Raw genomic sequence first — 24431 nt, forward strand, 5'->3', positions numbered from 1 at the left:
TCGCTGCAGCCGCTCAGAACCTTCGTAAGATGGCCAAGCTGATCCCGATGCCCGCGCTGACGCCCGCGTGAACCACACCGCGCCAATTCGTCCTCGAAACAGATGGCGTTCACGACGAAACTACTGCCGACTTTTTCAACGGAATCGACCCAAAGCCGATCAGCGGCAGCATCCCCGGCGAAAGACTGGTTTTGGTCCAAAGACATCCGCACTTTGTTCAACGGCTCCTTAGCCCACGCGGACGGTATAGAGAAATTTTGGCGAATTAGACCAGCAATCGGTTACTATCACCAGACGATACTAAGCAGCTGCTTCCACACGCTATAGCCGCAACTCGCGAAGGCACTCTGCCAGCGAATGACGCACCCCAGCCTGTTCTAATCAATCCAGTTGCTGAATGTATTTGCAGCGCTGGGCTGAGCATATGCGCGATCAGAATTGCGATCTGTCTGGGCATCGCTGAGAGGACAAACAACCTGCGCCCGCGCTTCGTTGGTTGCGGATAGACGAGCTGTACGACGGGCTTGGCGTACGAAGGCCATAATCCTTCGCGCGCCCCGAGGTTGATGCATCCTGCGCTGACCCATCGGCACACAACCCGCCGTCTTCATTAACGTCGCTAGGCCTCGAATAAGTTGATCCGTTTTGCGTCGATTACCGGTCGGCAGACTCGATGAACGCGGCCACCTCCCGCGGATGAGACAGCATCACTGCGTGGCTGCTATTTATTTCTTCCACTCGCGCACCGCTTCGCTTAGCCATCTTTCTCTGTGAACTGGGGGTTATCATGCGGTCCTGAGACGGGATCAGGAAGGAACTCGGCTTTGCCTTCCAGCCCACTTTTGTGGTCTTGGCTTCGACGGCTTTCAGTCCCCATGGCACTTGCGCGGCCGCCATGAACTCAGTCAGCGCCGCAGGGGAATCCGCCGCAAAGGAAGTCGGGAACTTCACGGGATCGACCAGCAGGTAACCGTCTTGCGGCGGCAGCAGGGGCGCCTTCGCCTCGCCAGGCTCTGCCGGCCAGTCATTCAGGGATGCGGCAGATTCGCCAGCGTCCGGCGCAAAGGCCGCGATGTAAGCCAGGCTCTTGACCTTCGGATTGTCGCCAGCCTGTGTGATCACCATGCCGCCATACGAGTGGCCAACCAGCACAACAGGGTATTTGGCTGCTGCGATCACGGCTTCCGTGGCGGCGACGTCACCCTCGAGCGTGATGGTCGGATTCTGGACCACCAGCACTTCGTATCCGCCCTTTTTAAGGAGATCGTATACCGCTTGCCAGCCTGAGCCATCGACAAACGCGCCGTGCACAAGGACGACCGATGTCGTTTTCTGTTGCTGAGCTCCCGCGGAGTTCGACGTGATAGCGAGCGCGCACATTGCCAGCAGAGATGCCAAATAGTTCACAGGAATTCCTTTCGTGTTGTGGGGCGTCGTGATAGATCGGCTACCTTTAAGTTCGTGCGAAAGTCTTGCGTCAGGGCCGTTCATTCGTTCGGTCGAGGAAGTCGCTGATCAGCGGCGCCATCACGTCGAGTTGGTCCTCAAGTGCGAAGTGACCGGTGTCGAGGATGTGTAACTCGGCGTCTGGCAAGTCGCGCAAATAGGAATGTGCGCCGGCTTCAGCGAAGACCTTGTCGTTCTTGCCCCAGAGGATTAGAGCGGGCGGCTTCCTTTCGCGGAAAAACGCTTGGAACGCCGGATAAAGCGGGATATTGGTCGCGTGGTCGTAGAGCAGGTCGAGCTGAATGTCCTTATTGCCGGGACGATCCAGCAGCGCTTGGTCTTGCACCCAATTGTCAGGACTTATGCGCGTCAGATCGCGGACGCCATCGGTGTATAGGAATTTAGTCGCGCGGAGAGAGACGAGGGATGAAAGCGCATTCCTCCGCTCCTCCGTTCCTTCCCTCCAATACGCCTTGATCGGGTCCCAAGCTTCCCGCAATCCTTCTTCGTAAGCGTTGCCGTTCTGGATGATGAGGGCAGTCACGCGCTCCGGATGCTTGAGGGCGAGGCGATAGCCGACCGGTGCGCCGTAATCCATGACGTACATGGTGTAGCGTTTCGCTCCGAGTTGATTCAGCAAGGCGTCGATCATCTCGGCATAGTTCGCAAAACTATAGGAAAAGCGGTTGCGATCCGGCGCATCGCTTTGCCCGAAGCCGGGGTAATCCGGCGCGATGATACGGTATCGGTGGGCTAGATTCGGAATCAGATTGCGGAACATGTGTGAGGACGTCGGAAAGCCGTGCAGAAGGAGAACGACGGGCCCATCTGCTGGCCCAGCTTCGCGGTAGAACACGTTCACGCCGCTGATGGCGGCCGTGCGGTAATGAACGGTTAAATCGCCTACGCTGCCGCCGGGCATTGGCCCGCAACGATGAGCGGGCGTTGCCCCCGGTCCACATGCAGAAGCCGTGGACCTCCCGAGCGATGGATGTGCGCTGACAATGGTTAAGGCGATGAGAGTCGCGCAAGAAAGGCGCATGGCAACTCCTTTATACGGTACGTCGTTCCTCAAACCCGATTATCTCACGTCTACGGATTCCGCGATTACTGCCGTACGTTCGGCCAGTTCGGGAACCCTGGCCAAGTAGGCCTGGTAATGTTGCGAGGCGCGATGTGCTTCGACCGCAGTGATATCTCGGTAGAGCTCATCAAGGACGTAACGATGATCGTTCGAAGTGTCGCGCCAAACGTCCCAACGCAGATTACCGGGCTCTGCCCTGCAATGCGGCGCAAGGCCGACCAGAAGTTCTCTCAGCTCATCGCTTTTGCCGGGGTGAGCAACCAGAAGAGCAGTAATCTTCGACGGCATCGCGATCGACCAAAACTTTTCAGAGTGACTGCTGGCTTCAGTTCAGCCAGGCGATGTTCGGCTGCCTGTCTTATGATTTTCTCAGTGCTGCCAGCAGCTCTTTTGCCAGGCGCCCGGCTGAGGCGGGATTCTGGCCGGTGATGAGACGTCCATCGACGACAACGTGAGGTTCCCAGTTTGCCACGGACGTATATTCGGCGCCCTCTGCCCGCAGGGCGTCCTCAAGTTCGTAGGGAACATCTTCGCGCGCGTAGTCGTACTCTTCCTTCTTCGAGAACGAAGTCAGCTTCTTGCCCTGCACGAATGGCTTGCCATCGCCAAGGTCCACCCCGAGAAGCGCGCACGGACCGTGACAAACGGCCGTCACGAATTTTCCCGTGCTCCAGGCGCGCACGACTGCATTTTGAACGATGGGGTTACGCTGGATGTCGACCATCGGCCCGAGCCCGCCGGGCACGAGAATGGCATCAAAATCCGCAGCATCCACCTCGGCAAGTTTGCGGCTGCGATTGAGGCGGCGAAAAGCCTTGCTTTCAAGAAAGGCCTTTTCCGCAGGATCTTTCTCGTCGTAGGCATCGTAGGGCGTCCATCCGCCTCTCAAGGAAGCGAACTCAACGGCGATGCCTGCCTTGTCAAGAACATCGAACGGATGCGCGACCTCGGCGAAAAAGAAGCCCGTCTTACGATTTTGCGGGCCGATCACCGCTGCGTTGCTGACGATAAACAGGACGTGTTGAGTCATGATTCGTTTCCTGGAGGTATCCATAAAGTCGAAGAGCGCCGCAACGACACTACCCGCGCGGCCCAGAACCGTATTTCCGAATCCTGCGGGATCATGAGCAATCCCTGCGGTACTCCGCATCGGAACGATCGGCATTCACCTCGATCTGGCCGCAGCACAACTCGCGATACTGCCCCGGCGTAAGGCTTGCGGCCTTGCGGAAGACGCGCGTGAAGTTTGCTTGCGAGCCAAAACCGAACTCCAGGGCGATTTCGACCAGCGACAGTCGGTTGCGCGCGAGCTCGTGCCGCGCAGCCTGGACGCGCCGATCGGTCACGTATCGGTGCGGTGACAATCCCGTCGCCTCGCGAAACAGCCGGGAGAAATGATAGGGGCTGAGACAGGCCTGAGCCGCCAGATCCTCGAGTCTGATTTCGTCTCCCAGAGACGACTCGATATAATCGAGCACGCGCTGCAGGCGCCGTGGATCGAGCGACGGAGACCTGTCGGGCGCACGCCAGCGGTCGATCGTATAGTTGCCCAGGAGATGCGCTGCAAGCGCGACTTGAATTCCCTCCACGAACAGCGCGTCAGTCGACTGGCGCGGACGATGAAGCAGATCCCGAAGCGGCGAGCAGATGTGGAAGAGCACCTGGTCCGTCAGACCGTGGGCGTAGGCGATCTCGATCCTTGCCGGATCGATATTGAAGTCCGCAAGCGCGCTCTGGTCCAGCAGCGCCGGCGGGAGGTAGAGGTGAAGACACTCCATCCGGTCCGAAAGCTCGAGATGGCTCTCCTGCGTCCCGACCGGAACGAGGTAGCTCATGCCGGGGCGCGCGAGGCTTTTCTGGACTTCACCGTTGCCGGTGCGACACACCATCCCGCCGCCGGACAGTAGCATTACCAGTTCGGTGCAGATAGGCACCGGCGTCGCCTGGCGCCCCGCTTCGAACTTGCGATGTTCGATGCTCAGCCCTGGCCAATCGTTGGCCGCCGCGAGCTTCTCGCTGTTCTGGTACTTCTGATCTCCATGAGTCACGAGTGCCATCACGACCTCCGCAAGTTGCGGCGAATCCCGGCCCCGTATCGCAAGAGAGCGATCATTCCATCCGGTAAATGAGTGCAGCCCCGGCCCGCTGCCACGCCGATCCTGAATTTCTCACAAGGACCGATAGCGAAGTCCAGAGGCGGCACGGTTAAAAGAAGTAAAAGGCAAGCAAAGCAAAAGGTTGGAGCACGCGCACCGCCGCTTCGAAAGCTGCTCTCATCGAAGATGAGCAAGATGCGTCCATCGTCGCGCAGGAATCGGGAATACCGCAACTTCTCAGCTGCGCTAATGAAGCTCATCAAACGGCAATGTCGCCGTATCAAGGATCGGAGCCTGCTATGAAGCCGCTTATTTCCGCGCTTGTTGCAATGTCGATCGCAACGGCCGTCCCCGCGGTGGCCGCCGAGAAGACCGTTTCCATCGTCCTTGTCCACGGCGCTTTCGTCGACGGCTCGGGCTGGAAGGACACCTACGACATTCTCTCGAATGCGGGCTATGAAGTGCTCGTCGTCCAGCAGCCGACGATCTCGCTTCGTGACGATGTCGCGGAGACCGAACGCGTGATCGCCAAGGCGCGGCATCCGGTCATCCTCGTCGGACATTCCTATGGTGGCATGGTCATCACGGAGGCCGGCGACAATCCGAAGGTTCAGAGCCTTGTCTATCTCGCGGCATATGCTCCCGACGCCGGAGAGTCTGTCAGCACGCTGTCGGAAGGCTCAGTGCCCGCCGGCGAGCAAAAGGGTCCGCTCGTCGTCGAAGGCAACTTGATCTTCGTCGACCGCGACAAATTCCCGACCTCTTTCGCCGGCGGCGTCGACGCTGCGACCGCGCGCTTCATGGCTGCGGCGCAATTGCCGTTTGGATTGCAGGCGGTGCAGTCCAAGGTCGACCGCGTGGCCTGGAAGACCAAGCCGACCTATTACATGGTCACGATGGAGGATCACATTATCCCGCCGACCTGGCTGCGCACCATGGCCAAGCGCTCGGGCGCGAAGGTGACGGAGATCAAAAGCGGCCACGCGGTGATGCTGTCGCATCCGCGCGAGGTCGCGGCCTTCATCAGAAGCGCGGATACCTCCGCGACCGAATGAGACGGGCGGCGCCGCGCACGGGCGGACTTGCCTGTCGCAGACGAGGACACGCAACATGGCCCTCAAGAATATTCTGCCGGGAAGATTGGGCTTCGGCGCGGCGCCGCTCGGCAACATGTTTCGCGACATCCCGGAGCAGGAAGCGCTCGCGACGGTGAGTGCGGCCTGGGACGACGGCATCCGCTATTTCGACACCGCGCCCTTCTATGGCGCGGGTCTTGCCGAGATCCGCATGGGCGCCGCGCTCGCCGACCGGCCGCGAAGCGATTATGTCGTCAGCACCAAGGTCGGAAGATTGATCCTGGACGAGATCGAGGATGTCGGCGCCCGCGACCTCGGCGAGAAGGGGGATGTGTTCAAATACGGGCGTCCGAACAAGATTGTGAACGACTATTCCGAAGACGCGACGCTGCGCTCGATCGAAGACAGTCTGAAGCGGCTCGCGACCTCCCACATCGACATCGCCTTCGTGCATGACGTGGCGCAGGACTTCTACGGCGACGAATGGCTTTCGGTGTTCGAAAGCGCACGCAAGGGGGCGTTCAAGGCGCTCGACCGGCTACGCGACGAAGGCGTGATCAAGGCGTGGGGCCTCGGCGTCAACCGGGTCGAGCCGATCGAACTGCTGCTGGCGCTGGAAGAGCCGCGCCCCGACGGCTTCCTTCTCGCGGGCCGCTACACGCTGCTCGACCATGCGAGGGCGCTTCAGCGTGTGATCCCGATGGTTGCGGAGCATGAGCTCGCGATTGTCGTCGGCGGCCCCTACAGTTCGGGCGCGCTCGTCGGCGGCCCGAATTTTGAATATGCGCCGGCGCCCCCGGAAATCATCGACAAGGTGGGGAGGATCAAGGCAATCGCCGACCGCTACGGCATCAGCATGAAGGCGGCGGGCCTCCAGTTCGTGCTGGCTAACCCGGTGGTGGCTGCCGTCATTCCCGGCGCGAGCCGTCCAGGCCGCATTGCCGAGGATCGCGCCGCGCTCGAGGAAGTCGTCCCCGTCGATTTCTGGCGCGAGCTGCGCTCGCAGGCGCTCGTCAACTCCGCAGCTCCGCTCCCCGGTTGAAGTGGGTGTGAGAGGGTGGTTCGCCGAGGTTCCGACCAATGATGCGTCGAGATTGTGAGCACAGCGGTTCTTCGCAAGCCAAAAAAATAGCCACACCCGCGTGGTTTTGCGCAGCGGTCGTGAAAGTCAGAACGGCTCACTTCAACAAGTTTGCAGTGCATGATAATACCAAGCGATCTCTTCGATCGATTGGCAATGCGAAATGCGGACGGCCAGACGGCAACGGGGCGCACCTCGACAGAAGCTGACATTCAGCTTCGGCCCGTTTCGACTGGTCCCCGGCCGTCAGTTGCTTCTTCTAGACGAGCGCCCCGTCAAGATTGGCGGACGCGCCTTCGAGCTCTTGCGGCTGCTGGTGCAGCGCCGCGGCGAGCTGGTCAGCAAGAACGAGCTGATGGCGGCAGCCTGGCCGGGCACGTTCGTCCACGACAGCAATCTTAAGGTCAATATGTGGAGCTTGCGGCGCTCGCTGGGAGATACCCAGATCGAGCCCATCTACATCGCGACCGTGGCGCGGCGTGGGTACAAGTTCATCGCCGATGTCCGGGTCGGCATCGGCGAGATCGAGGGGGAGCCTGCGCTGGCCGATCCGCTCCCGCTTTCGCATGCGCCATCGCCGCGCGGCATCGTCGGCCGCGAAGCCGATATCGTTGAAATCGCCGATCTGCTCGCCGAGGACAGGCACGTGACCCTGACCGGCGCAGGAGGGATCGGTAAGACGACCGTAGCCCTGGCCGTCGCCCAGGCGTTCGTGTCAAGGTATCGCGACGGCGTCTGCTTCATCGATCTCGCGACAATCTCCGATCCTACCCTGTTCGGCGCGGCGCTCGTGACGGCACTCGGTATCCGAGGCAATACGGACATGGGGCTGGCTGCTGTCCTCGACTATCTGAGGCCGCGGCAGATGCTGCTCATCCTCGACAATTGCGAGCATGTGCTGCCAGCCGCCACGATCTTTGCCAGCAAGTTCATGACGGACACATCGCCATCCCGGCTGCTTGCCACGAGTCGCGAGCCGCTCGGCACCACCACTGAGCACGTCGTGCGGCTTGGCTCTCTATCTGCTCCGAGTTCAGGCCTTGGGCTGTCGGTGGATCAGGCCGTCAGATTCCCGGCGGTGGAGTTGTTCGTTCGACGCGCCGCCGAATGGTCGGATTACGAGTTCGTCGACGAGGATTGCGACGCCATCGCAGCGGTCTGTCATTCGCTGGACGGGCTTCCCCTAGCCATCGAATTGGCTGCCGCCCAGATCGGCAGGTTCACCCCGCGGGAGCTGTTGGTCGTCCTCGATCAGAGGCTTGGCTTTAGCGCGACCGGGGCCGCCGCCGGGCCGCCGCGCCATGAAACCCTGATGGCAACGATCGATTGGAGCTACCGGCTGCTGTCGCAGACGGAAGCCAGGCTCTTCGCCCTGCTGTCAGTGTTCAGTGACGGGTTCGAGCACGAGGATGCGGTCTTCGTCGCGGAAGCGGCAGGTCTCACGCCGATCGACGTCGCGACCGCACTCGGCAGTCTCGTCGCCAAATCACTGTTGAGCGCGCAGGCGCGGGGCGCGAGCCTGCGCTACCGGCTGCTCGATAGCACGCGTCGCTATGCCGCCGAGCGGCGTCGGGGCGATCCGGCGTGCAGCGGGGCGATGCGCCGCCATGCGGAGCGCATGGCTGCGCTGTTCGAGCAATCCGAGGAGGATTGGAAATGGCGCGAGCCGACCGATTGGACCGAGCGCTACCTTGGCCGCATTGCCGATTTGAGAAGTGCGCTTTCATGGTCGTTCGGCGAGCAGGGCGATGACATCCTCGGAATCAGGCTTGCGGTTGCTGCGATCACCCTGTGGTCGGAGACCTCCATCCTGTCGGAGGCGCAAGCGCGGTTGGAGGTCGCACTCGCGTTGGCCAAGCGCGTTCCATGCGACGATCTGTCCAAGGCAAAGCTCGCCTGTGCCCTCGGATGGAGCCTCTTCTACGCCCGCAAGAGTTCGAACGAGAACGAAGTCACCTGGCTTGACGCAATCGCATTCGCAAGGCGTGCTGACAGTGTCGACCTTCAGCAGCGCGCGCTGACGGGTTTTGCGTTCTATCTGCTCCAGATCGGCGAGATCGCACGTGCCATCACTTATCTCGAGGAGGCCACCTCGCTGGCCGACCGAGACCCCGATTCGACGGCGACATCCGAAGCCGACAAGGCCCTGGCCTGGGCCCACGCCTTCGCCGGCGAATTAAGCAAAAGCCGCCCGGTTCTCGATCGTCTCGCGTCAACCCATTCGCTAGTCCGGGGGCGTTCGCGCAAGGATGCGAATGAGGTCTACCGCTTCATCACCGTCCGCACCAACATGCCTTTTGTAGTGTGGATGCAGGGGCAGGCCGACTACGCCGCTCGACTGGCGCGTGAGGCCGTTGATGCTGCGGACCGCGGTGGCCATTGGGTGTCGCAGTCGAACGCACTTGGGCTCGCCGCACTTCCTATCTCGCTTGAAATCGGCGATCTTGACGCGCTCGATATGTTCACGGAACGCCTGCGTCGCAATCTGGAACGCGAGCGCATCTGGCGCTGGGTTTCGGTCGAGCGCTATTTCTCCGCCTGCCTGCGCGAATTGCGCAGCGATCCGCGCGCGGTGGAGGATATTCGGGCCGCGATTGACGAACTGATCGAATGCCGCTTTCTGATGCGGATCGGCAGCTATCTGGCTTTCCTCGCTCGTGCTTATCTGCGGCAAGGGCGGATCGCGCAAGCGCGTGACGCCGTCACGCGCGCCATCGACTATCAGGAAAGGCAGGGCGAGCGCTGGTGCCGCTCGGAACTTCAGCGAGTCAATGCATCTATCCTTCTTGAGGATGGCGAAACAGTCCGCGCTGAAAAGCTATTAAAGGAGGCGCTGGCTGAAGCTCGCGCTATCGGCGCGTTAACTTTCGCGCTTCGGATCGCCACCGACCTCGCCGCTCATTGGGCGGCGACAAACCGCGAGATAGACGCGGTTCAATTGCTCGCTCCGATTTTTGGCGAATTCACCGAAGGGTTTGGTACGCAAGACCTTGTTCGTGCCTCCCGATTGTTGGCTCAGATAGAGAACCGTACAAGTGGCGTAGGACTCTAAAAACATGCCCCCGAGCACAAGTTGGTGCAACTGGCAAGCCATCGGTCAGAAGGGCTACGAGTTCTGATTGGATTTTTACTCGACTTCTGGAGCGCGGCAAATGCCTCAGGCATCCGCTACTCTCGCGGATACTTCCGCTTCTGGTCCATCTCTGACCTTGCCACCGACGCCGGCTGCGTCCGGTGTTGGAGGGAAAGCGGACCAAAACGCGATTGCGCTGTGACGGTCGCTTTTGACCCTAACTCTGTGAAAACGCCGCGGGTCCGAGTTCCGAGCTCGATCCGGGCTGACGAGAAGGATCTTCCGGAGGTCCTTCGGCTCGAGCATGTCCTTCGTGATTTTCACGTGCTCGATCTCGTCGAAATATTCGGCTCGATCTCGGGTTGACGTGGACGATACGCCTTTGCGTGGCCGTTAGCCTTCTCTTTCACTATCGACAATGCATCCAGCTTCCGAGAGCGGTCAGGACCGTGAATTACTGAATTCATGGTCGCGTGATCGGGAGTGCGGCAATGGACGATCGAAAATATCTGACGCCAGAGGAAGTCTCGGAGCGCTACCGTGGCGCGGTCAGCGTCGGGACCCTTCGCAACTGGCGAGCGATGCGCGTCGGACCCGCCTTCGTCAAAATCGGGAAAGCGGTCCTATATCCGGTTGGCGAACTCGATGCTTGGGACAAGAGAAACATGGTGTCCTGCCGTGCGCCAGGACGATCACCGATGACTGGGCCTGATCAGGCGTGATGATCACGATTTGGCGTGCACTACCGTCCCCACTCTCCGTCCCCCGCTTGATGGTCGGCCTGCCAAATCCGTTATTCTTCAATTACATAGCTGCGGCGCTACGCTCATGCACAATCACCCTTCGGGCGATCCGACGCCGTCGCAGGCCGACATCCGGATGACCAAGACGATCGTGGAGATCGCCAAGCCGCTGGGCATCACGGTTCACGACCACATCATCGTCGGAAGGAATGGCCACACCAGCCTGAAGAGCATCGGGGTGATGTGAAGGCGCGACGCCGACGAGACGACGCATGCAGCGTGCTGCGGTCGGAGCTGCCAAAAGATCGCCGCGGGATGGACGAAACGTCGGGCCGGTTTGAACCGGACGTCTTCCCGCGCCGGCTAATGCGGGCGAAGCGTGGAGAGGAATGACGGATGCGCGCGCCCTTCATCGGACTGATCCTGAGCGTCCTGACCGTCACGGCGGCGGCTGCCTACGACGCCAACGATCCCGCCATTTGCAATGGCATCGGCTGGGACGATGCGCGGCCGCTCGTCGTCGCCAAAGTGAGCGGCCAGCCACGCGTGAACTTCGTCAAGAGCCCCTATGACGATGACTTCAAGGCCGCAGGCTGTCCCGCTGCGACCGACGCCTGCCGGAAGAAGGCTTACCTCGTCCGCGACGACCTCGTGCTGATCGGAAGGACCCGCGGCGATTTCGTCTGCGTCAGCTACCAGCAGCCGCATGCGAAGGCCCAGATCTGGACCACCGGCTGGTTGCCGCGCGCAGCCCTCACCGCTGTCGAGCCGATGGCCGCGCCGGCGACGGCCGACTGGTCCGGAAGCTGGGAGCACCCTGGAGGGGGACTGACGATCAGGAAGGAGGCCGGCAACCGGCTCAGGATCGAAGGCGATCAGGTGTTGCCGGCCGGGCGCGAGTTGCGCAACGGATCGCTCGGCGCGACGGCAGAGCCCAAGGGCGGCCTGATCGCCTTCGTCGACGACGGCAGCACACCGTTCGAGCGGCCGAATGCCGGCGACGAGTGCCGCGTGCGCCTGCAGCGAATCGGCGCGCTTCTGCTGGTCGAGGACAACAATGATTGCGGCGGTGCCGGCGTCAGCTTCACTGGACTCTATCATCGCAAATAGCCGCCGACGGCTCATGCCCAGCGGCGCGCCATTGCCACACAGAGGACGACGATTCCGGCTGCGGCAATCATCGTTGCCGACACCGGCTCATGCAGCAGCAGGCTCGCGAAACCGAGGCCGAGGAAGGGCTGCAGCAGTTGCAGTTGGCCCACCGTCGCAGTGCCGCCGCGCGCGAGCCCGCGGTACCAGAAGGCGAAGCCGACGAACATGCTGAAGACGGAGACGTAGGCGAGGCCCAGCCACGCCGCGGCCGTGATGTCGTGTGACGCGCCGGGCAGCGTCAGCACCGCCATCGACAGCATCAGCGGTGCAGACAACAGCAGCGCCCACGAGATCACCTGCCAGCCGCCGAGCCGGCGGGTGAGCATGGCGCCCTCGGCATAGCCCAGGCCGCAGACGACGATCGCAGCGATCATCGCGAGATCGCCGATCGGCGCCGCGACGCCGTCCCGCGACAGGGCGAAGCCCGAGACCGCCGCAGCGCCAAGTGCTGCGAACAGCCAGAACAACGGGCGCGGCCGCTCGCCGCCGCGCAGCACGCCGAACAAGGCGGTCGACAACGGCAGCAGACCGACGAACACGATCGCATGGGCCGAGGTGATGTGCTGGAGCGCCAGGGCGGTGAGCAGCGGAAAGCCGATGACGACACCGAGCGACACGACCGCCAGCGACATCAGGTCGCGCCGGCCGGGAAGCGGCTGCCGCAACAGCGTGAGACAAAGCGCGCCCAGCACGGCCGCGAGCGTCGCGCGTGCGCCCGTCAGGAACAGCGGCGAAAAACCCTCCAGTGCCGCCCGCGTCGCCGGCAGCGAGCCGCTGAAGATCGTCATGCCGATGATGCCGCTCCCCCAGCCTTCGATCGATCCCTTCATGCACGGCTCCTCCTTGCAGATCCCATAGCCCGATCGGGCTTGTTGCGGCAGCGACAGACCGATACAATTTTGACAATCTGTACTGATGCAAAGGGCAACACACTTGGGACCAGGGACGCCCGATTCCCGCCGAGGCGGCTCGCGGACCATCGCCGTGGTCGATGCGATCCGGCAGCGTCTGGCGACGCGCGCGCTCAGCGCCGGCCAGCGCCTGCCCTCGATCCGCGCCTTCGCCGCGGCGATGGGCGTGTCGCCGGCCACGGTGGTCGAGGCCTATGACCGGCTCGCCGCCGAGGGCGTGATCCGTGCCCGGCGCGGCTCCGGCTTCTATGTCGCCGACACGGCGCTGCCGCCGCTGGCCCTCGCCGATCGCGAGCCGCGCCGTCCGCGCGCGGTCGACCCGTTCTGGGTGTCGCGGCAGTCGCTCGACGCCGGACCGGGAACGCTGACGCCCGGCTGCGGCTGGCTGCCGGCCGAGTGGATGCCGCAGGACGCGCTGCGGCGCGCGGTCCGCGCGCTGGCGCGCAGCGCCGGCCCTGTTCTGAGCGATTATGGCGGAGCGCGAGGATCGCCGGCGCTACGACGGCTGCTGCAGGGCCGCCTTGCCGGCATCGGCATCGACGCGTTCAGCGAGCAGTTGGTGCTGACCTCGTCCGGCACGCAGGCGATCGACCTGATCTGCCGCATGCTGCTGCGTGCCGGCGACGCCGTGCTGGTCGACGATCCCTGCTATTTCAACTTCCTCGCGCTGCTGCGCGCGCATCAGGCGCGGATCATCAGCGTGCCGATGACGCCGGGCGGACCCGACATCGCGCAGTTCGAGGCGATACTCGCGGCCGAGCGCCCGCGGCTCTACATCACCAATTCCGGCCTGCACAATCCGACTGGGGCGACGCTGTCGCTGCAGACGGCGCACCGGCTGCTCAACGCCGCGTCGGCGCATGACACGATCATCGTCGAGGACGACATCTACGGCGATTTCGAACCCGAGCCGTCGCCGCGGCTCGCCGCACTCGACGGGCTGACGCGGGTGATCCTGGTCGGCAGCTTCTCCAAGACACTGTCGGCCTCGGTGCGCTGCGGATACATCGCGGCGCGCGCGGACTGGATCGAACCGCTGATCGACCTGCAGATCGCGACCGGCTTCGGCGGTCCCGGACAATTCGCCGCGGAGACCCTGACCCAGGTGCTGACCAGCGGCAGCTACCGCAAGCACGTCGAGGAGCTGCGCGCACGGCTTGGGCGAGCACGGCCGCGCGTGGCGGCACGGCTGCAGCGCATCGGTATCGCCCCATGGCTGATGCCGCGCGGCGGCTTTCATCTGTGGTGCAGGTTGCCGGACGGCTGTACGGCAATCGAGGTGGCCCAGGCCGCGCTCGATGAACACGTGGTGCTCGCGCCCGGCGACGTCTTCAGCGCGGCGCAATCCGCCGCGACGATGATGCGCTTCAACGTCGCGCATTGCGAGGATCCGCGCGTCATCAACGCGCTGGAGCGCGCGACAAAGCCACCGGCCGCGCGTTCGTTGCGCCGCCAGGCGGTCAATTCAGCCGACCGATAAGACTTAGTAGCAGTAGCGCGGGTGTGCGCGGACCCATGAGCCGTCGCCGCGCTGCAAATAGCAGCCATTGCGATAGGAATAATAGCCGCCACGACGGCGCTCGCCATCGGCCGCGATTGCAGCTCCGGTACCGGCCCCGATCACGGCGCCGATCGCAGCGCCCCGGCCGCCGCCGATCGCGCCGCCCAGGATCGCTCCGCCGGCGCCGCCGAGGATCGCTCCGCCGAGTACGTCCTGCGCGGCAGCCTGATGCACCGGCGCGACGACGGCGAGCGTGAGCAGCGCCGCAGCGCCGAGGCGGGTAGCAAAGGGAATCCCCAGACGTCGGATCATGGACAAGCCTCCGTTCCGGGCACGCTAGTCCGCCCGGCGCGGCCGTTCTTGATGCAGATCAAGGCGACGTCAAGGCAGGGCAAGCCACGGCCTTGCCACGCGGCGCATCATGCCGCCACGCGCTGAGCCTGGGTGCGGTCCTCGATGATGCTGAGGAGATATCTCGGCTCGCCCTCGCCGATCGAGACCGGCAGCCGGCGCACGACGATGTCGCGCGGACCGTTCCCGGGTGTGAGGATGCTATGGGCTCGCGGCTCATCGTCGCCATGCTCTGCGAGCTGGTCGCGGGCGGCCTCCTCGAGGATTGCGCCGGTCGGCGCGGAGAACAGCTCGCCCGGCGTGCGGCCGATGATGTCGCTGCGTGGCACGCCGAACAGACGCTCGGCGGCGCGATTGACGAACATGTAGCGCAGCGACTGCGCATCCTTGGCCAGCACCGCCTGCGGGATGTTCTCCAGCAATGCGGCGAGGAAATATTCGGCGCGCGCGAGCTTGCGCTCGGCACGGCGCTGCGCGGTGAAATCCTCATGAGTGGCGATCCAGCCACCGCCGTCCATCGGACGCTCCGAGATGCGGATGATGCGGCCGTCGGCGAGCTCGACCTCGACGATCTCGGCCCTTCGCTCCTTCAGGCGCTCCCGTAGCGCGGCGAGGAACTCCGACGGCTTCTCGCGCAGCAGGCCTAGCTTGGCGCGATGTGCGAGAATCTCGCGTACATGCGCACCGGGCTTCGCAACCGAGGCAGGAAGGCCGTAGAGCTTGCGGTACTGCTCGTTGACGATCAGCACATAGCCGAAGCTGTCGAGCATGATCAGGCCCTGGGCCATGTTGGCGACTGCGGCATCCAGACGCTGCTGGTTGCTGAGCGCGCCCTGCTCCAGCCGCTCGTGCTCGCGCAGGATGTCGGCGTGCTGGCGCTCGATCTCGACCTCGTGCTGCTCGAGCTCCTGAATCCGGAAGGCGCCGTTCTGGAAAGTCTCCACCGCATGGGCGACCCGTCCGATCTCGTCATGGCGCCGCGCATGGGGAATCTTGAGCTTGATGCGGCCGGCCGCGATGCGGTCGGTGACGCGGGCGATGTCCAGCAGCGGCATCAGCACGCCCCAGCGCAGCGCCAGCGCCGCGGCCGCGATCAGCACGATGATCACCGCCCCGAGCGCGCCCAGATAGAACGCGGCCATGCCGCGCGCGTCGGCCGCCTCGCCGAGCTCGCGGGTGCGGTCGGCATAGAGCCGCGACAATTTCTCGAGGTCCTCGTTGAGCGCGGTGCGCACCGCGCGATTCTCGTCATTGTCGCCGAGCTCGCGCGCCGCCGACGATCCGACCGAGATCGTCTGCCGCGCCATCTCGGTGCGGAATGCGACGAACTGATCGATCCGCTTCCTGAACGGGGCGAACAGCGCGGCGTCGTCATCTGTGACCCGGCTTTCCCATTCGTCAACCACCTTGCTCAGCTGCGCGATCTTCGCAAGCTGCGAATCGGCGTAGCGCCGCGCGACGGTGCGGTCCAACGACATGTAGATGCCGCGCGATTCCATCACGACCGCGTAGATCAGCGCGTTGGTGCGCTCGATGTTGCGGGCTGCAATGGAAAGCGCTTCGAGCCGATCGTAGAACAGGCGCTGCTCGCGCAGCGCCGACAGCGCGCCCAGTGTCGACAGCATCACCAGGACGGCGAACGCGGCCGCAGCCGCAGAGATCTTGTCGTTGAGGCTGAACGACGGCAGCGACCTGTTGAACCGGCGCAACAACTCACGCATGGCGGTCCCCCTCGATGGAGTACAACCATCAGACGCAAGATGCGTAAACAACAAGTTCCAATCAGTGGAACAGGCGTGTAACCGGCCGTTAACCAAATCCGATGCCGGAAGAAGCTTGCCCGCCGCACGGCAAGGGCGCTCAACGGCGCGCGTCTCGTCCTACTGCCTGAGCATGATCAGCGGATTGGCGCTGTCGGGCACCAGCCGCCACTGCGCATTGTCGTCCGCCTCGAACCGCCAGGTCTCGCCGCGGTCGGACATCAGCATCATCTGGCCGTGCTCGAGCCGCCACTGGCTCGGCGCGAACGCTGCGATCATGGGGTCGCATTTCGGCTTCACGAACACCTGGAAGTTGTCGTGGCCGGCGTCGTTGTTGGTCAGCACCAGGCTGCAGATCGTGGCGCCATTGCCGCGGACCATGGCCCAGTCGCCGATCATCTGGTCCATCGATTTCGCCAGCGACCGCGCCGCCGCCAGGTTCTGCAGGATGTAGACGCCTTCGCCCTGGCGCAGTCCCTCGAAGATGCCGGCCTCGACCTCGGTGAAGTCGATCACCGCTTCGCCATTGGCGGCCTGGAGACTGACGATGTCGAGGCCCTTCACGTTCCAGCCGGCGATGTCCTTGGTGAAGGGCAGCGCGGCGGCGCAGCTCGGCTCCAGCTCGAGCTTCTGCCCGCGCGGCGCCGCGTCCGGCTTCAGGGTCACGACGCAGGTCTTGCTGCGCTCGGTGGTCGCAAGCTCCCACTGCCCGATCATCGCTTTCTTCAGGCCGGCGGCGTCCTGCGCGACGGCAGGGACGCTCGCCACTGACGACAGCAGCGCGATCAGCATTGGGAGCGAGCGTTTCATCAGCGGCCTTTCACCGGCGTTTCCGGAACGGGCGTCAGCGGCGGCTTGCCGGCAAACCAGACCTTGAGATTGTCGACCACCAGCTGATCCATCGCGTTGCGGGTTACGATGGCAGCCGAGCCGATGTGTGGCAGCAGCACGACATTGTCCATCGCCTTGAGCGCGTCCGGCACCACCGGCTCCTTCTCGAACACGTCGAGGCCGGCCCCGAGAATCGTGCCGGACTTCAGCGCCTCGACCAAAGCCTGCTCGTCGATCACCGAGCCGCGGGCGACGTTGACGACGACGCCCCGCGGCCCCAGCGCCTTCAGCACCTCGGCGTTGACGATTTTGTTGGTGCCGGCGCCGCCGGGCACGATCACGATGAGCGTGTCGACGTCCCTGGCCATCGCGAGCAGGTCGGGATAGTGCTTGTTGGTGACGCCCGCCGCCGGGTTGCGCGAGTGATAGACCACCGGCACCAGCGAGGCTTCGAGCCGGCGCGCGATCGCCTGGCCGATGCGGCCCATGCCGACCATGCCGACGGTGCGGTCGCGCAGCGAGCCGACGCTCAGCGGATAGGGCTTCGACGTCCACTCGCCGGAGCGCACGAAGCGATCGGCCTTGATGAACTCGCGGCAGGTGGCGATCAGCAGGCCGAGCGCGACGTCGGCGACCTCCTCGGTCAGCACGTCCGGCGTGTTGGTGACGATGATGCCGTGCTGGCCGGCATGGGCGGCCGCGATATGGTCATAGCCGACGCCGAAGCTTGCGATCATCTCCAGCTTCGGCAGCATCGCCATCACGGCGGCATCGGTCTTCACGGTGTGGAAGGTCACGGCGACGCCGCGGATCCGCCCTTTCACGTCCGCCGGCAGCGCTTCGAGATCGGCCTGCGTCGTCGCATGGTGCACGGTGAAGCCGTCCGGGAACCCTTTCTCCAGGATCGGCCGCAGCGGCCCATAGATCAGAACATCGATCTTGTCAGACGAAGTGGCCGCCATCAGTTGTCCTTTCCAAGCGCGCTCTCGTGCCAGCGCCGCAAAACGAGGTGCGAAACTAGCGCCAGCAAGCCATAGATGACAATCCCGGCGACCGACAGCAGCACCAGCGCTGCGAACATGCGGGGTATGTTGAGACGATAGCCGGATTCGGCGATGCGATAGGCGAGCCCTGAGCCCGCGCCGGCGCTGCCCGCGGCGATCTCGGCGACGACGGCGCCGATCAGCGACAGGCCGCCGGCGATGCGCAGACCGCCGAGAATGTAGGGCAGAGCGGCGGGCAATTTCAGATAGCGCAAGGTCTGCCAGCGCGAGGCGCCGTAGAGCTGGAACAGGCCGGCGAGATTGCGATCGACCGAGTTGAGCCCGAGCGCGGTGTTGGACAGCACCGGGAAGAAGCCGACGATCCAGGCGCATACGACCACCGCGGTCTGCTGCGGCAGATAGATCAGGAGCAGCGGTGCGACCGCGATCACGGGGGTGACCTGCAGCACCACGGCATAGGGAAACAGCGCCCATTCCAGCCATCTCGACTGGTTGAACAACAGCGCCAGCGCGATGCCGCCGAGCGCGGCGGCGATGAAGCCTTCGAGCGTGGTGACCAGTGTCGTCAGCAGCGACTGCGCCAGAATGTCCCAGTCGGCAACCAACGTCTTCAGGATGAGCAGCGGCCCCGGCAGCACATAGGGCTGGATGCCGTTGACGCGCACCACCAACTCCCACGCCGTCATCGCTGCGACGAAAACCAAGGCCGGAAAGGCGAGGCTCGCCAGCCGCTCGCCCGCAACGGATGTCGCTCGCTCGGAGGCACCGCTCACAGCGCATGCACTCCGGTGTAGGCCGGCGCCAACGCGTCGGACACGCGACGGCAGTATGCGGCGTAGTCCGGCGAGGCCCGGAACGCATCATCGCGCGAGTCGACGTCGATCCGGATTTCGGCACTGAGCTGGCCGGGCCGCGCCGTCATCACCAGCACGCGCTGCGACAGGTAGACCGACTCGAACACCGAATGGGTGACGAACAGGACGGTCATGTTCAGGCTGCGCCACAGCGCCAGCAGGTCGTTGTTGAGGCGAAAGCGCGTGATCTCGTCGAGGGCCGCGAACGGCTCGTCCATCAGCAGGATGTCGGGCCGCGTCACCAGCGCCCGCGCCAGCGAGGCGCGCATCTTCATGCCGCCGGACAATTCGCGCGGGAACGCATCGGCAAAATCCGACAGGCCGACCTGCGCCAAGGCCGCATCGATCCGCGGCCGCGCCTCCATGGCCGGGACATGCGCAAGCTTCAACGGCAATCCGACATTGTCGCGCACGCTGGTCCAGGGCATCAATGTCGGCTCCTGGAACACGAAGCCGATGCGATGGCCCGGATGCGTCTCGGACGCGGACGCCGCGACATCGACCGCGCCGCCGCTCGGGCGCGCGAGGCCTGCGATCAGCCGCAGCGCCGTCGACTTGCCGCAGCCGGAGGGGCCCAGCAGCGAGACGAACTCGCCTTTGGCGATGGTCAGATCGATCGGCCCCAGCGCGGCGACGCCGGACTCGTACACCTTGGTGACGCCGCGCAGGCGTACCGCGGTCGCGACGGCGCGCTCGGACGAAAGGGGGGAGCTCATTTGCTGAAAGTGCCGCTCAAGCGTCCTACTTCTTCGGCCGGAGATCGATGCCGACGCTCTTGTTGACGAAACGCAACGTGTAGGACTTGCGATAGTCGATCGTCGACTTGACCACGCCGGCCCGCACCATCTTGTCGAAGAAGCTGGCGATGCGCTCCTCCGTCATGGCGCCGATGCCCTTCTCCACGCTGTCGCCGGAATCGACGATGCCGTACTCCTTCATCTTGGCGACCGAATAGGCCAGCAGGTCGTCGGTCATCTCCGGGTTCATCTTCTTGATCAGCGCATTGCCCGCCGAATTGTCGCCGTAGATGTAGTTGTACCAGCCGATGATCGAGGCATCGACGAAACGCTGCACCAGGTCCGGCTTGCTCTCGATCAGGTCGCGCCGCGTCTCGATCAGGGTCGAATAGGTGTTGAAGCCGTTGTCTGCGAGCAGGATCACGCCGGGCTTGAAGCCGGCGGCGCGCTCGACCGCGAACGGCTCCGACGTGACATAGCCCTGCATTGCGCTCTGCGGCGTGGCGATGAAGGGCTGCGGATTGAACGTGTAGGGGCGGACGTTCTTCTCGGAGAAACCGTATTCCGATTTCAGCCATTGATAGTAGCTGGAGATGCCTTCCTTGGAGACGAACAGGGTGAGCGGCTTCAGCTCGTCGAGCTTGGTGATCCTGGACTCCGGGTGGGTCAGGAACACCTGCGGGTCCTTCTGGAACATCGCCGCGATCGACACCACCGGCACGTTGTTGGCGACCGCGTCGAATGACATCAGCGTGTTCGCGGCCATGAAGAACTCGATCTTGCCCGAGATCAGCAGCATGCGGTTGTTCTCGTTCGGACCGCCCGGCACGATCGTCACGTCCAGACCGTAGCGCTTGTAGGTGCCGTCGGCGACCGCCTGGAAGAAGCCGCCATGCTCGGCCTCGGCAACCCAGTTGGTGCCGAACGAGACCTTGTCCAGGGTCTGGGCGTGGGCCGCCGAAATCGTCCCGCCCAAAGTCCCGCCGAGGACCAGCAATGCCGCCATTAACGTTCGCGGCAGAAGCGCCTGCGCCATGTCTGGTCTCCCCGGTTCTTTCTGGCTGAACATGTTAAGATCGTTCGGGTGATACCTACCCTGCCCCACGGACGAAGGAAACTGCCCGCGCGATGACCCTGCCGCCCCGCGACTGGACCGAGCTGCACTGGCCCGCTTTGGCAACGCCCGAGGCGGGAACGCCCGAGAGCGCGCGCTGGATCGCAGTGCTGCCGCTCGCCGCCACCGAGCAGCACGGCCCGCACCTGCCTCTCGGCACCGACGTCTACATCGCCGAGGCCTATCTCGCCCAGGTGCGCGCGCTGCTGCCGCCGTCGCTGCCGGTGACGGTCCTGCCGGTGCAGCCAGTGGGGATCTCGACCGAGCATATCGACTATCCGGGCACGCTGACCATGCCGACCGAGGTCGCGCTGCGGAGCTGGCGTGCGCTCGGCGACAGCGTCGCGCGCGCCGGGATCAGGAAGCTCGTGATCGTCACCAGCCATGGCGGCAACAGTGCCGCGATGACCCTGGTCGCACAGGATCTGCGCGCTGATCACCGCATGCTGGTGGTGACGACGTCGTGGTCGCGCTTCGGTGCGCCCGACGGCCTGTTCTCGCCCGATGAGCTGCGGCACGGCATTCACGGCGGCGCCGTCGAGACCTCGATCATGCTGGCCCGCCATCCCACGCTGGTGCGCAGCGATGCGATCGCCGCATTCTCCTCGCGCGGCGCTGAGATGGAAACGACCTACAAGGTGCTCTCGACGCAGCGGCCGGCGCCGATGGCCTGGCAGACGCAGGACCTGAATGCGAGCGGCGCGGTCGGCGATGCCACGCAGGCGTCGGCGGAGAAGGGCGAGCGCGTGCTCGACCACGGCGCGCGGGCGTTCTGTGCGCTGCTGGCGGACATCGATAACTTCGACGTGAACACGCTTCGCCGCGGCCCCCTGCCGGGCGGCTGAGCCAGAGATAACACTCTGGATCTTCTGATGAATCTTCGAACGGCGTCGATCGCGATCAGGCGATTCGAACCGGTTTCGAAAAGGCTCCGTCCAATTTGGCAAGCGGCCGACGCCGGCCGCCGCAACAACAAACAGGAGCCTTCACCATGTCGATCAAGACCAAGATTGCCGTCCTCGCGCTGACCGCTCTCGCCGTGACCGGCAGCATCGCCGCAACGTCGACGCCTGCCGCGGCCAACGGCTTCCATCATCACCATTGGGGCTGGGGCGTCGGTGCCGGCCTCGTCGGCGCCGCCGTCGTCGGCAGCGCCATCGCCGCCAGCAACGACGGCTACTACTATGGCGGCGGCTATCGGTACTGCCGCTGGGTGCCGCAGTACGACGTCTACGGCCAGTATGTCGGCCGCGTGAGGGCCTGCGGCTATTGATGCTGCGGCGTTCGTCGCGCCCCGCCCAACCGCGGCCAAGGCTCGCCTCGCCAAATTCGCCAAGGCCGGGCGTCTACCTGCCCCGATCTGCGGTCTCGACAGCCCGCCCGGCCGCCCGGGCGGGCTGATTGTTGCATGGACGCCACACCCTCGATCAGAAACCAGGTGAGATCGCTCGACGCTTGCTGTTGCGAATTAATCGCAATATAAATCATCCCTAAATTGCCGCGTGTCATCCACACTTCCGATCGAACATCGACGACTCCGTAATCTTCTCGTGACTGTGCGCGGGCAATCAGTTGTGACGTTGCCTGTGTCGTTTGCCTTGCCTTGGGAATCCGCCGCCATGATCCGTTCGAACTGCACCCGGGAAATGATCGCGGCCGGCGCCATGATCGCCGCGCTCGCTGCCCCCGCCGCTGCCGCCGACCTGCCGGTCAAGGCCCGGATGACGCAGACGGTGTTCGACTGGACCGGCGTCTATGTCGGCGTCCATGCCGGCTATACACGTGACCACGGCCGGGCGACCCTGACCGACCCGAGCGGCACGGTCAGCAGCGGCAGCCCTTTCAGCGGTCTCACTGGCGGCGTTCAGGCCGGCTACAACTGGGTCACCCGCTCCGGGCTGTTGCTCGGGCTCGAGGGCGATTTCAGCTTTCCCAACTATCTCACCTCCAACCACACCGTCGCGATGCTCGGCACGCCCGGCTCGAACGTCTCGGAGCTGTGGGACTATCTCGCCACCGCCCGCGGCCGCGTCGGCTACATCAGGGGCGACTGGCTGGTCTATGCCACCGGCGGCCTTGCCTGGACCGGCGGCCGCTTCATCAACACCAATGCAGCCGGCGACACCGAGAAACTGCTGACGACGCGGCTCGGCTGGGCCGCCGGCGCCGGCATCGAACGCAGCTTTGCGCCGCATTGGAGCTGGCGCCTCGAATATCTCTACAGCCATTTCGAGAACGGTGGCGTCCGCTTCTCCAACGGCGCCAGCTACAATTCGCAGCTCGACTTCCAGACCTTGCGGGTCGGGCTCAACCGCAAGCTCGACTTCGCCAGCGGTCCCGACCTGAAGCTCAAGAGCGATCCGTCCGATCCCGAATCCGACCGCTGGGAGATCCACGGCCAGGCGACCGTGATCGGCCAGGGCTATCCGGCGTTCCGCGCCGCCTACACCGGCGCCAACAGCCTGACACCCGCGCGCCAATTCCAGGAGACCTGGAGCAACAGCCTGTACATCAACGCGCGGCTGTGGGACGGCGGCGAGGTCTACTACAATCCCGAGCTGCTGCAGGGCTTCGGCCTCAGCAACACCGTCGGACTCGGCGGCTTCCCCAATGGCGAAGCGCAGAAGTCCGACTTCCCCTATCCGCACTACAACACCTCGCGGCTGTTCCTGCGCCAGACCTTCGGCTTCGGCGGCGAGCAGGAACAGCTCGGCAGCGGCCAGCTGCAGCTCTCCGGCAAGCAGGACATCTCGCGTCTCACGGTGCAGATCGGCAAATTTCCGGTGCTCGACGTGTTCGACGGCAACGCCTACGCCAAGGATGCGCGCAAGGACTTCATGAACTGGTCGATCTGGGCGCCCGGCGCCTTCGACTACGCCGCCGACAAGCTCGGCCTGACCTATGGCGCCACCGCCGAGCTGAACCAGAAGAACTGGGCGCTGCGCGCCGGCTATTTCCTGGTCGACGCCACCTCGAACTCCAACAATTTCGACACGAACGTGTTCAGGCGCGGCAGCTATGTCGTCGAGCTGGAGACGCGCTATCAGCTGTTCTCGCAGCCGGGCCACCTGCGCACCATCGGCTTCTTCAACAACACCTTCTCCGGCAGCTACCGCGAGACGCTGGACAATCCCGCGCTCAATGCCGACATCACCCAGACCCGCCGCGGCCGCCCCAAATACGGCTACGTTGTCTCTTTCGACCAGGCGCTGTCGGACGAGCTCGGCCTTTTCGGTCGCTGGAGCTGGAACGACGGCAAGACCGAGATCATGGCCTTCACCGACATCGACAACAGCCTGTCGTTCGGCACCTCGATCAAGGGCACGCGCTGGGGCCGTCCCGATGATACGATCGGCCTCGCCGGCGTGACCAACGGGCTGTCGCGCGACCACCGCGCCTTCCTCGCCGCCGGTGGCCTCGGCCCGCTGATCGGCGATGGTGCGCTGAACTATCGGCGCGAGAACATCATCGAGGCCTACTACGCCTACTCGATCAACAAATACCTGACCTTCACGGCGGACTACCAGTTCGTCAGCAACCCCGCCTACAACGCCGACCGCGGCCCGGTGTCGATCTTCTCCGGGCGGTTGCACGGGGATTTCTGAGGGCGACAGGCT

Annotated in this window: 24 protein-coding genes; 10 read left to right on the plus strand and 14 right to left on the minus strand. The window is 64.2% G+C overall.

Going from position 1 to position 24431, the window contains the following annotated elements:
• The 6 genes from QW863_RS16415 to QW863_RS16440 form a co-directional block, all read right to left on the minus strand.
• A partial coding sequence (locus QW863_RS16415) for a hypothetical protein (protein WP_315718642.1) occupies positions 1–221 on the minus strand: 221 nt, incomplete at its 3' end.
• A gap of 433 nt (positions 222–654) precedes the next feature.
• A complete protein-coding gene (locus tag QW863_RS16420; RefSeq protein ID WP_042340409.1) occupies positions 655–1380 on the minus strand; it encodes an alpha/beta hydrolase in 726 nt (241 codons plus the stop codon).
• Between the two features lie 97 nt (positions 1381–1477).
• A complete protein-coding gene (locus tag QW863_RS16425; RefSeq protein ID WP_015669963.1) occupies positions 1478–2368 on the minus strand; it encodes an alpha/beta fold hydrolase in 891 nt (296 codons plus the stop codon).
• A 159-nt stretch (positions 2369–2527) separates the two neighbouring features.
• The gene (locus tag QW863_RS16430) at positions 2528–2818 is read right to left on the minus strand and encodes a putative quinol monooxygenase (protein WP_315706373.1); all 291 of its coding nucleotides are present in this window, start codon (positions 2816–2818) and stop codon (positions 2528–2530) included.
• A 70-nt stretch (positions 2819–2888) separates the two neighbouring features.
• The gene (locus QW863_RS16435; protein ID WP_315706374.1) at positions 2889–3560 is read right to left on the minus strand and encodes a type 1 glutamine amidotransferase domain-containing protein; all 672 of its coding nucleotides are present in this window, start codon (positions 3558–3560) and stop codon (positions 2889–2891) included.
• A gap of 91 nt (positions 3561–3651) precedes the next feature.
• The gene (locus QW863_RS16440; RefSeq protein ID WP_015669965.1) at positions 3652–4587 is read right to left on the minus strand and encodes a helix-turn-helix domain-containing protein; all 936 of its coding nucleotides are present in this window, start codon (positions 4585–4587) and stop codon (positions 3652–3654) included.
• A 338-nt stretch (positions 4588–4925) separates the two neighbouring features.
• Here QW863_RS16440 and QW863_RS16445 point away from each other — a divergent pair, with 338 nt between their 5' ends.
• From QW863_RS16445 to QW863_RS16470, 6 genes are all read left to right on the plus strand, one after another.
• Positions 4926–5681: an alpha/beta hydrolase gene (locus QW863_RS16445; RefSeq protein WP_315768013.1), complete on the plus strand. Its 756-nt coding sequence runs from the start codon at positions 4926–4928 to the stop codon at positions 5679–5681.
• A gap of 55 nt (positions 5682–5736) precedes the next feature.
• Entirely contained in the window at positions 5737–6744 is a 1008-nt protein-coding gene (locus QW863_RS16450) for an aldo/keto reductase (RefSeq protein ID WP_015669967.1), read from the plus strand.
• Positions 6745–6946: 202 nt separating this feature from the next.
• Positions 6947–9835 (plus strand): ATP-binding protein, encoded by a 2889-nt coding sequence (locus tag QW863_RS16455; protein ID WP_315706375.1) that lies wholly within the window; start codon positions 6947–6949, stop codon positions 9833–9835.
• Between the two features lie 512 nt (positions 9836–10347).
• The gene (locus QW863_RS16460) at positions 10348–10578 is read left to right on the plus strand and encodes a helix-turn-helix domain-containing protein (protein ID WP_083938734.1); all 231 of its coding nucleotides are present in this window, start codon (positions 10348–10350) and stop codon (positions 10576–10578) included.
• A gap of 73 nt (positions 10579–10651) precedes the next feature.
• Positions 10652–10846, plus strand: coding sequence for a JAB domain-containing protein (locus tag QW863_RS16465; protein WP_315752322.1), 195 nt, complete (start codon positions 10652–10654; stop codon positions 10844–10846).
• Between the two features lie 149 nt (positions 10847–10995).
• Positions 10996–11709 carry a hypothetical protein gene (locus QW863_RS16470; protein WP_315715305.1) on the plus strand — a complete coding sequence of 238 codons (714 nt, stop codon included), beginning with the start codon at positions 10996–10998 and terminating at the stop codon, positions 11707–11709.
• Positions 11710–11720: 11 nt separating this feature from the next.
• Here QW863_RS16470 and QW863_RS16475 read toward each other — a convergent pair whose 3' ends face one another.
• Positions 11721–12581 (minus strand): DMT family transporter, encoded by an 861-nt coding sequence (locus QW863_RS16475; RefSeq protein ID WP_315715304.1) that lies wholly within the window; start codon positions 12579–12581, stop codon positions 11721–11723.
• 85 nt (positions 12582–12666) lie between these two features.
• On the opposite strand from QW863_RS16475, the gene QW863_RS16480 reads away from it, so the two are divergent.
• Positions 12667–14142: a PLP-dependent aminotransferase family protein gene (locus QW863_RS16480; protein WP_315715303.1), complete on the plus strand. Its 1476-nt coding sequence runs from the start codon at positions 12667–12669 to the stop codon at positions 14140–14142.
• Between the two features lie 3 nt (positions 14143–14145).
• Here QW863_RS16480 and QW863_RS16485 read toward each other — a convergent pair whose 3' ends face one another.
• The 7 genes from QW863_RS16485 to QW863_RS16515 form a co-directional block, all read right to left on the minus strand.
• Positions 14146–14475, minus strand: coding sequence for a hypothetical protein (locus QW863_RS16485; RefSeq protein ID WP_315715302.1), 330 nt, complete (start codon positions 14473–14475; stop codon positions 14146–14148).
• A 107-nt stretch (positions 14476–14582) separates the two neighbouring features.
• The gene (locus tag QW863_RS16490; RefSeq protein ID WP_315715301.1) at positions 14583–16235 is read right to left on the minus strand and encodes a PAS-domain containing protein; all 1653 of its coding nucleotides are present in this window, start codon (positions 16233–16235) and stop codon (positions 14583–14585) included.
• 159 nt (positions 16236–16394) lie between these two features.
• Positions 16395–16991, minus strand: coding sequence for an AprI/Inh family metalloprotease inhibitor (locus QW863_RS16495; RefSeq protein WP_315715433.1), 597 nt, complete (start codon positions 16989–16991; stop codon positions 16395–16397).
• A 92-nt stretch (positions 16992–17083) separates the two neighbouring features.
• Positions 17084–18067, minus strand: a complete 984-nt coding sequence (locus QW863_RS16500; RefSeq protein WP_315715300.1) for a 2-hydroxyacid dehydrogenase — start codon at positions 18065–18067, stop codon at positions 17084–17086.
• Complete coding sequence (locus tag QW863_RS16505) at positions 18067–18795, minus strand: ABC transporter permease (protein ID WP_315715432.1); 729 nt, start codon at positions 18793–18795, stop codon at positions 18067–18069. Before QW863_RS16505 ends, QW863_RS16500 begins: the two co-directional genes overlap by 1 nt.
• 83 nt (positions 18796–18878) lie before the next feature.
• Positions 18879–19679, minus strand: a complete 801-nt coding sequence (locus QW863_RS16510) for an ABC transporter ATP-binding protein (protein ID WP_315715299.1) — start codon at positions 19677–19679, stop codon at positions 18879–18881.
• Between the two features lie 25 nt (positions 19680–19704).
• Positions 19705–20706 (minus strand): ABC transporter substrate-binding protein, encoded by a 1002-nt coding sequence (locus QW863_RS16515; RefSeq protein WP_315715431.1) that lies wholly within the window; start codon positions 20704–20706, stop codon positions 19705–19707.
• A gap of 122 nt (positions 20707–20828) precedes the next feature.
• On the opposite strand from QW863_RS16515, the gene QW863_RS16520 reads away from it, so the two are divergent.
• From QW863_RS16520 to QW863_RS16530, 3 genes are all read left to right on the plus strand, one after another.
• The gene (locus QW863_RS16520) at positions 20829–21659 is read left to right on the plus strand and encodes a creatininase family protein (protein ID WP_315715298.1); all 831 of its coding nucleotides are present in this window, start codon (positions 20829–20831) and stop codon (positions 21657–21659) included.
• Positions 21660–21805: 146 nt separating this feature from the next.
• Positions 21806–22087 (plus strand): hypothetical protein, encoded by a 282-nt coding sequence (locus QW863_RS16525; protein WP_315715297.1) that lies wholly within the window; start codon positions 21806–21808, stop codon positions 22085–22087.
• Between the two features lie 346 nt (positions 22088–22433).
• Positions 22434–24419, plus strand: coding sequence for a carbohydrate porin (locus QW863_RS16530; protein WP_315715296.1), 1986 nt, complete (start codon positions 22434–22436; stop codon positions 24417–24419).
• Positions 24420–24431: the final 12 nt, after the last annotated feature.

This window comes from Bradyrhizobium sp. SZCCHNR1017, from assembly GCF_032381375.1.
GTDB lineage: Bacteria > Pseudomonadota > Alphaproteobacteria > Rhizobiales > Xanthobacteraceae > Bradyrhizobium.

Bases quoted from the DNA above. Each gene is read 5' to 3' on its own strand.
- QW863_RS16420 (WP_042340409.1), bottom strand. From the start codon at position 1,380: ATGTGCGCGCTCGCTATCACGTCGAACTCCGCGGGAGCTCAGCAACAG.
- QW863_RS16425 (WP_015669963.1), bottom strand. From the start codon at position 2,368: ATGCCCGGCGGCAGCGTAGGCGATTTAACCGTTCATTACCGCACGGCC.
- QW863_RS16430 (WP_315706373.1), bottom strand. From the start codon at position 2,818: ATGCCGTCGAAGATTACTGCTCTTCTGGTTGCTCACCCCGGCAAAAGC.
- QW863_RS16435 (WP_315706374.1), bottom strand. From the start codon at position 3,560: ATGACTCAACACGTCCTGTTTATCGTCAGCAACGCAGCGGTGATCGGC.
- QW863_RS16440 (WP_015669965.1), bottom strand. From the start codon at position 4,587: ATGGCACTCGTGACTCATGGAGATCAGAAGTACCAGAACAGCGAGAAG.
- QW863_RS16445 (WP_315768013.1), top strand. From the start codon at position 4,926: ATGAAGCCGCTTATTTCCGCGCTTGTTGCAATGTCGATCGCAACGGCC.
- QW863_RS16450 (WP_015669967.1), top strand. From the start codon at position 5,737: ATGGCCCTCAAGAATATTCTGCCGGGAAGATTGGGCTTCGGCGCGGCG.
- QW863_RS16455 (WP_315706375.1), top strand. From the start codon at position 6,947: ATGCGGACGGCCAGACGGCAACGGGGCGCACCTCGACAGAAGCTGACA.
- QW863_RS16460 (WP_083938734.1), top strand. From the start codon at position 10,348: ATGGACGATCGAAAATATCTGACGCCAGAGGAAGTCTCGGAGCGCTAC.
- QW863_RS16470 (WP_315715305.1), top strand. From the start codon at position 10,996: ATGCGCGCGCCCTTCATCGGACTGATCCTGAGCGTCCTGACCGTCACG.
- QW863_RS16475 (WP_315715304.1), bottom strand. From the start codon at position 12,581: ATGAAGGGATCGATCGAAGGCTGGGGGAGCGGCATCATCGGCATGACG.
- QW863_RS16480 (WP_315715303.1), top strand. From the start codon at position 12,667: ATGCAAAGGGCAACACACTTGGGACCAGGGACGCCCGATTCCCGCCGA.
- QW863_RS16485 (WP_315715302.1), bottom strand. From the start codon at position 14,475: ATGATCCGACGTCTGGGGATTCCCTTTGCTACCCGCCTCGGCGCTGCG.
- QW863_RS16490 (WP_315715301.1), bottom strand. From the start codon at position 16,235: ATGCGTGAGTTGTTGCGCCGGTTCAACAGGTCGCTGCCGTCGTTCAGC.
- QW863_RS16495 (WP_315715433.1), bottom strand. From the start codon at position 16,991: ATGATCGGGCAGTGGGAGCTTGCGACCACCGAGCGCAGCAAGACCTGC.
- QW863_RS16500 (WP_315715300.1), bottom strand. From the start codon at position 18,067: ATGGCGGCCACTTCGTCTGACAAGATCGATGTTCTGATCTATGGGCCG.
- QW863_RS16505 (WP_315715432.1), bottom strand. From the start codon at position 18,795: ATGACGGCGTGGGAGTTGGTGGTGCGCGTCAACGGCATCCAGCCCTAT.
- QW863_RS16510 (WP_315715299.1), bottom strand. From the start codon at position 19,679: ATGAGCTCCCCCCTTTCGTCCGAGCGCGCCGTCGCGACCGCGGTACGC.
- QW863_RS16515 (WP_315715431.1), bottom strand. From the start codon at position 20,706: ATGGCGGCATTGCTGGTCCTCGGCGGGACTTTGGGCGGGACGATTTCG.
- QW863_RS16520 (WP_315715298.1), top strand. From the start codon at position 20,829: ATGACCCTGCCGCCCCGCGACTGGACCGAGCTGCACTGGCCCGCTTTG.
- QW863_RS16525 (WP_315715297.1), top strand. From the start codon at position 21,806: ATGTCGATCAAGACCAAGATTGCCGTCCTCGCGCTGACCGCTCTCGCC.
- QW863_RS16530 (WP_315715296.1), top strand. From the start codon at position 22,434: ATGATCCGTTCGAACTGCACCCGGGAAATGATCGCGGCCGGCGCCATG.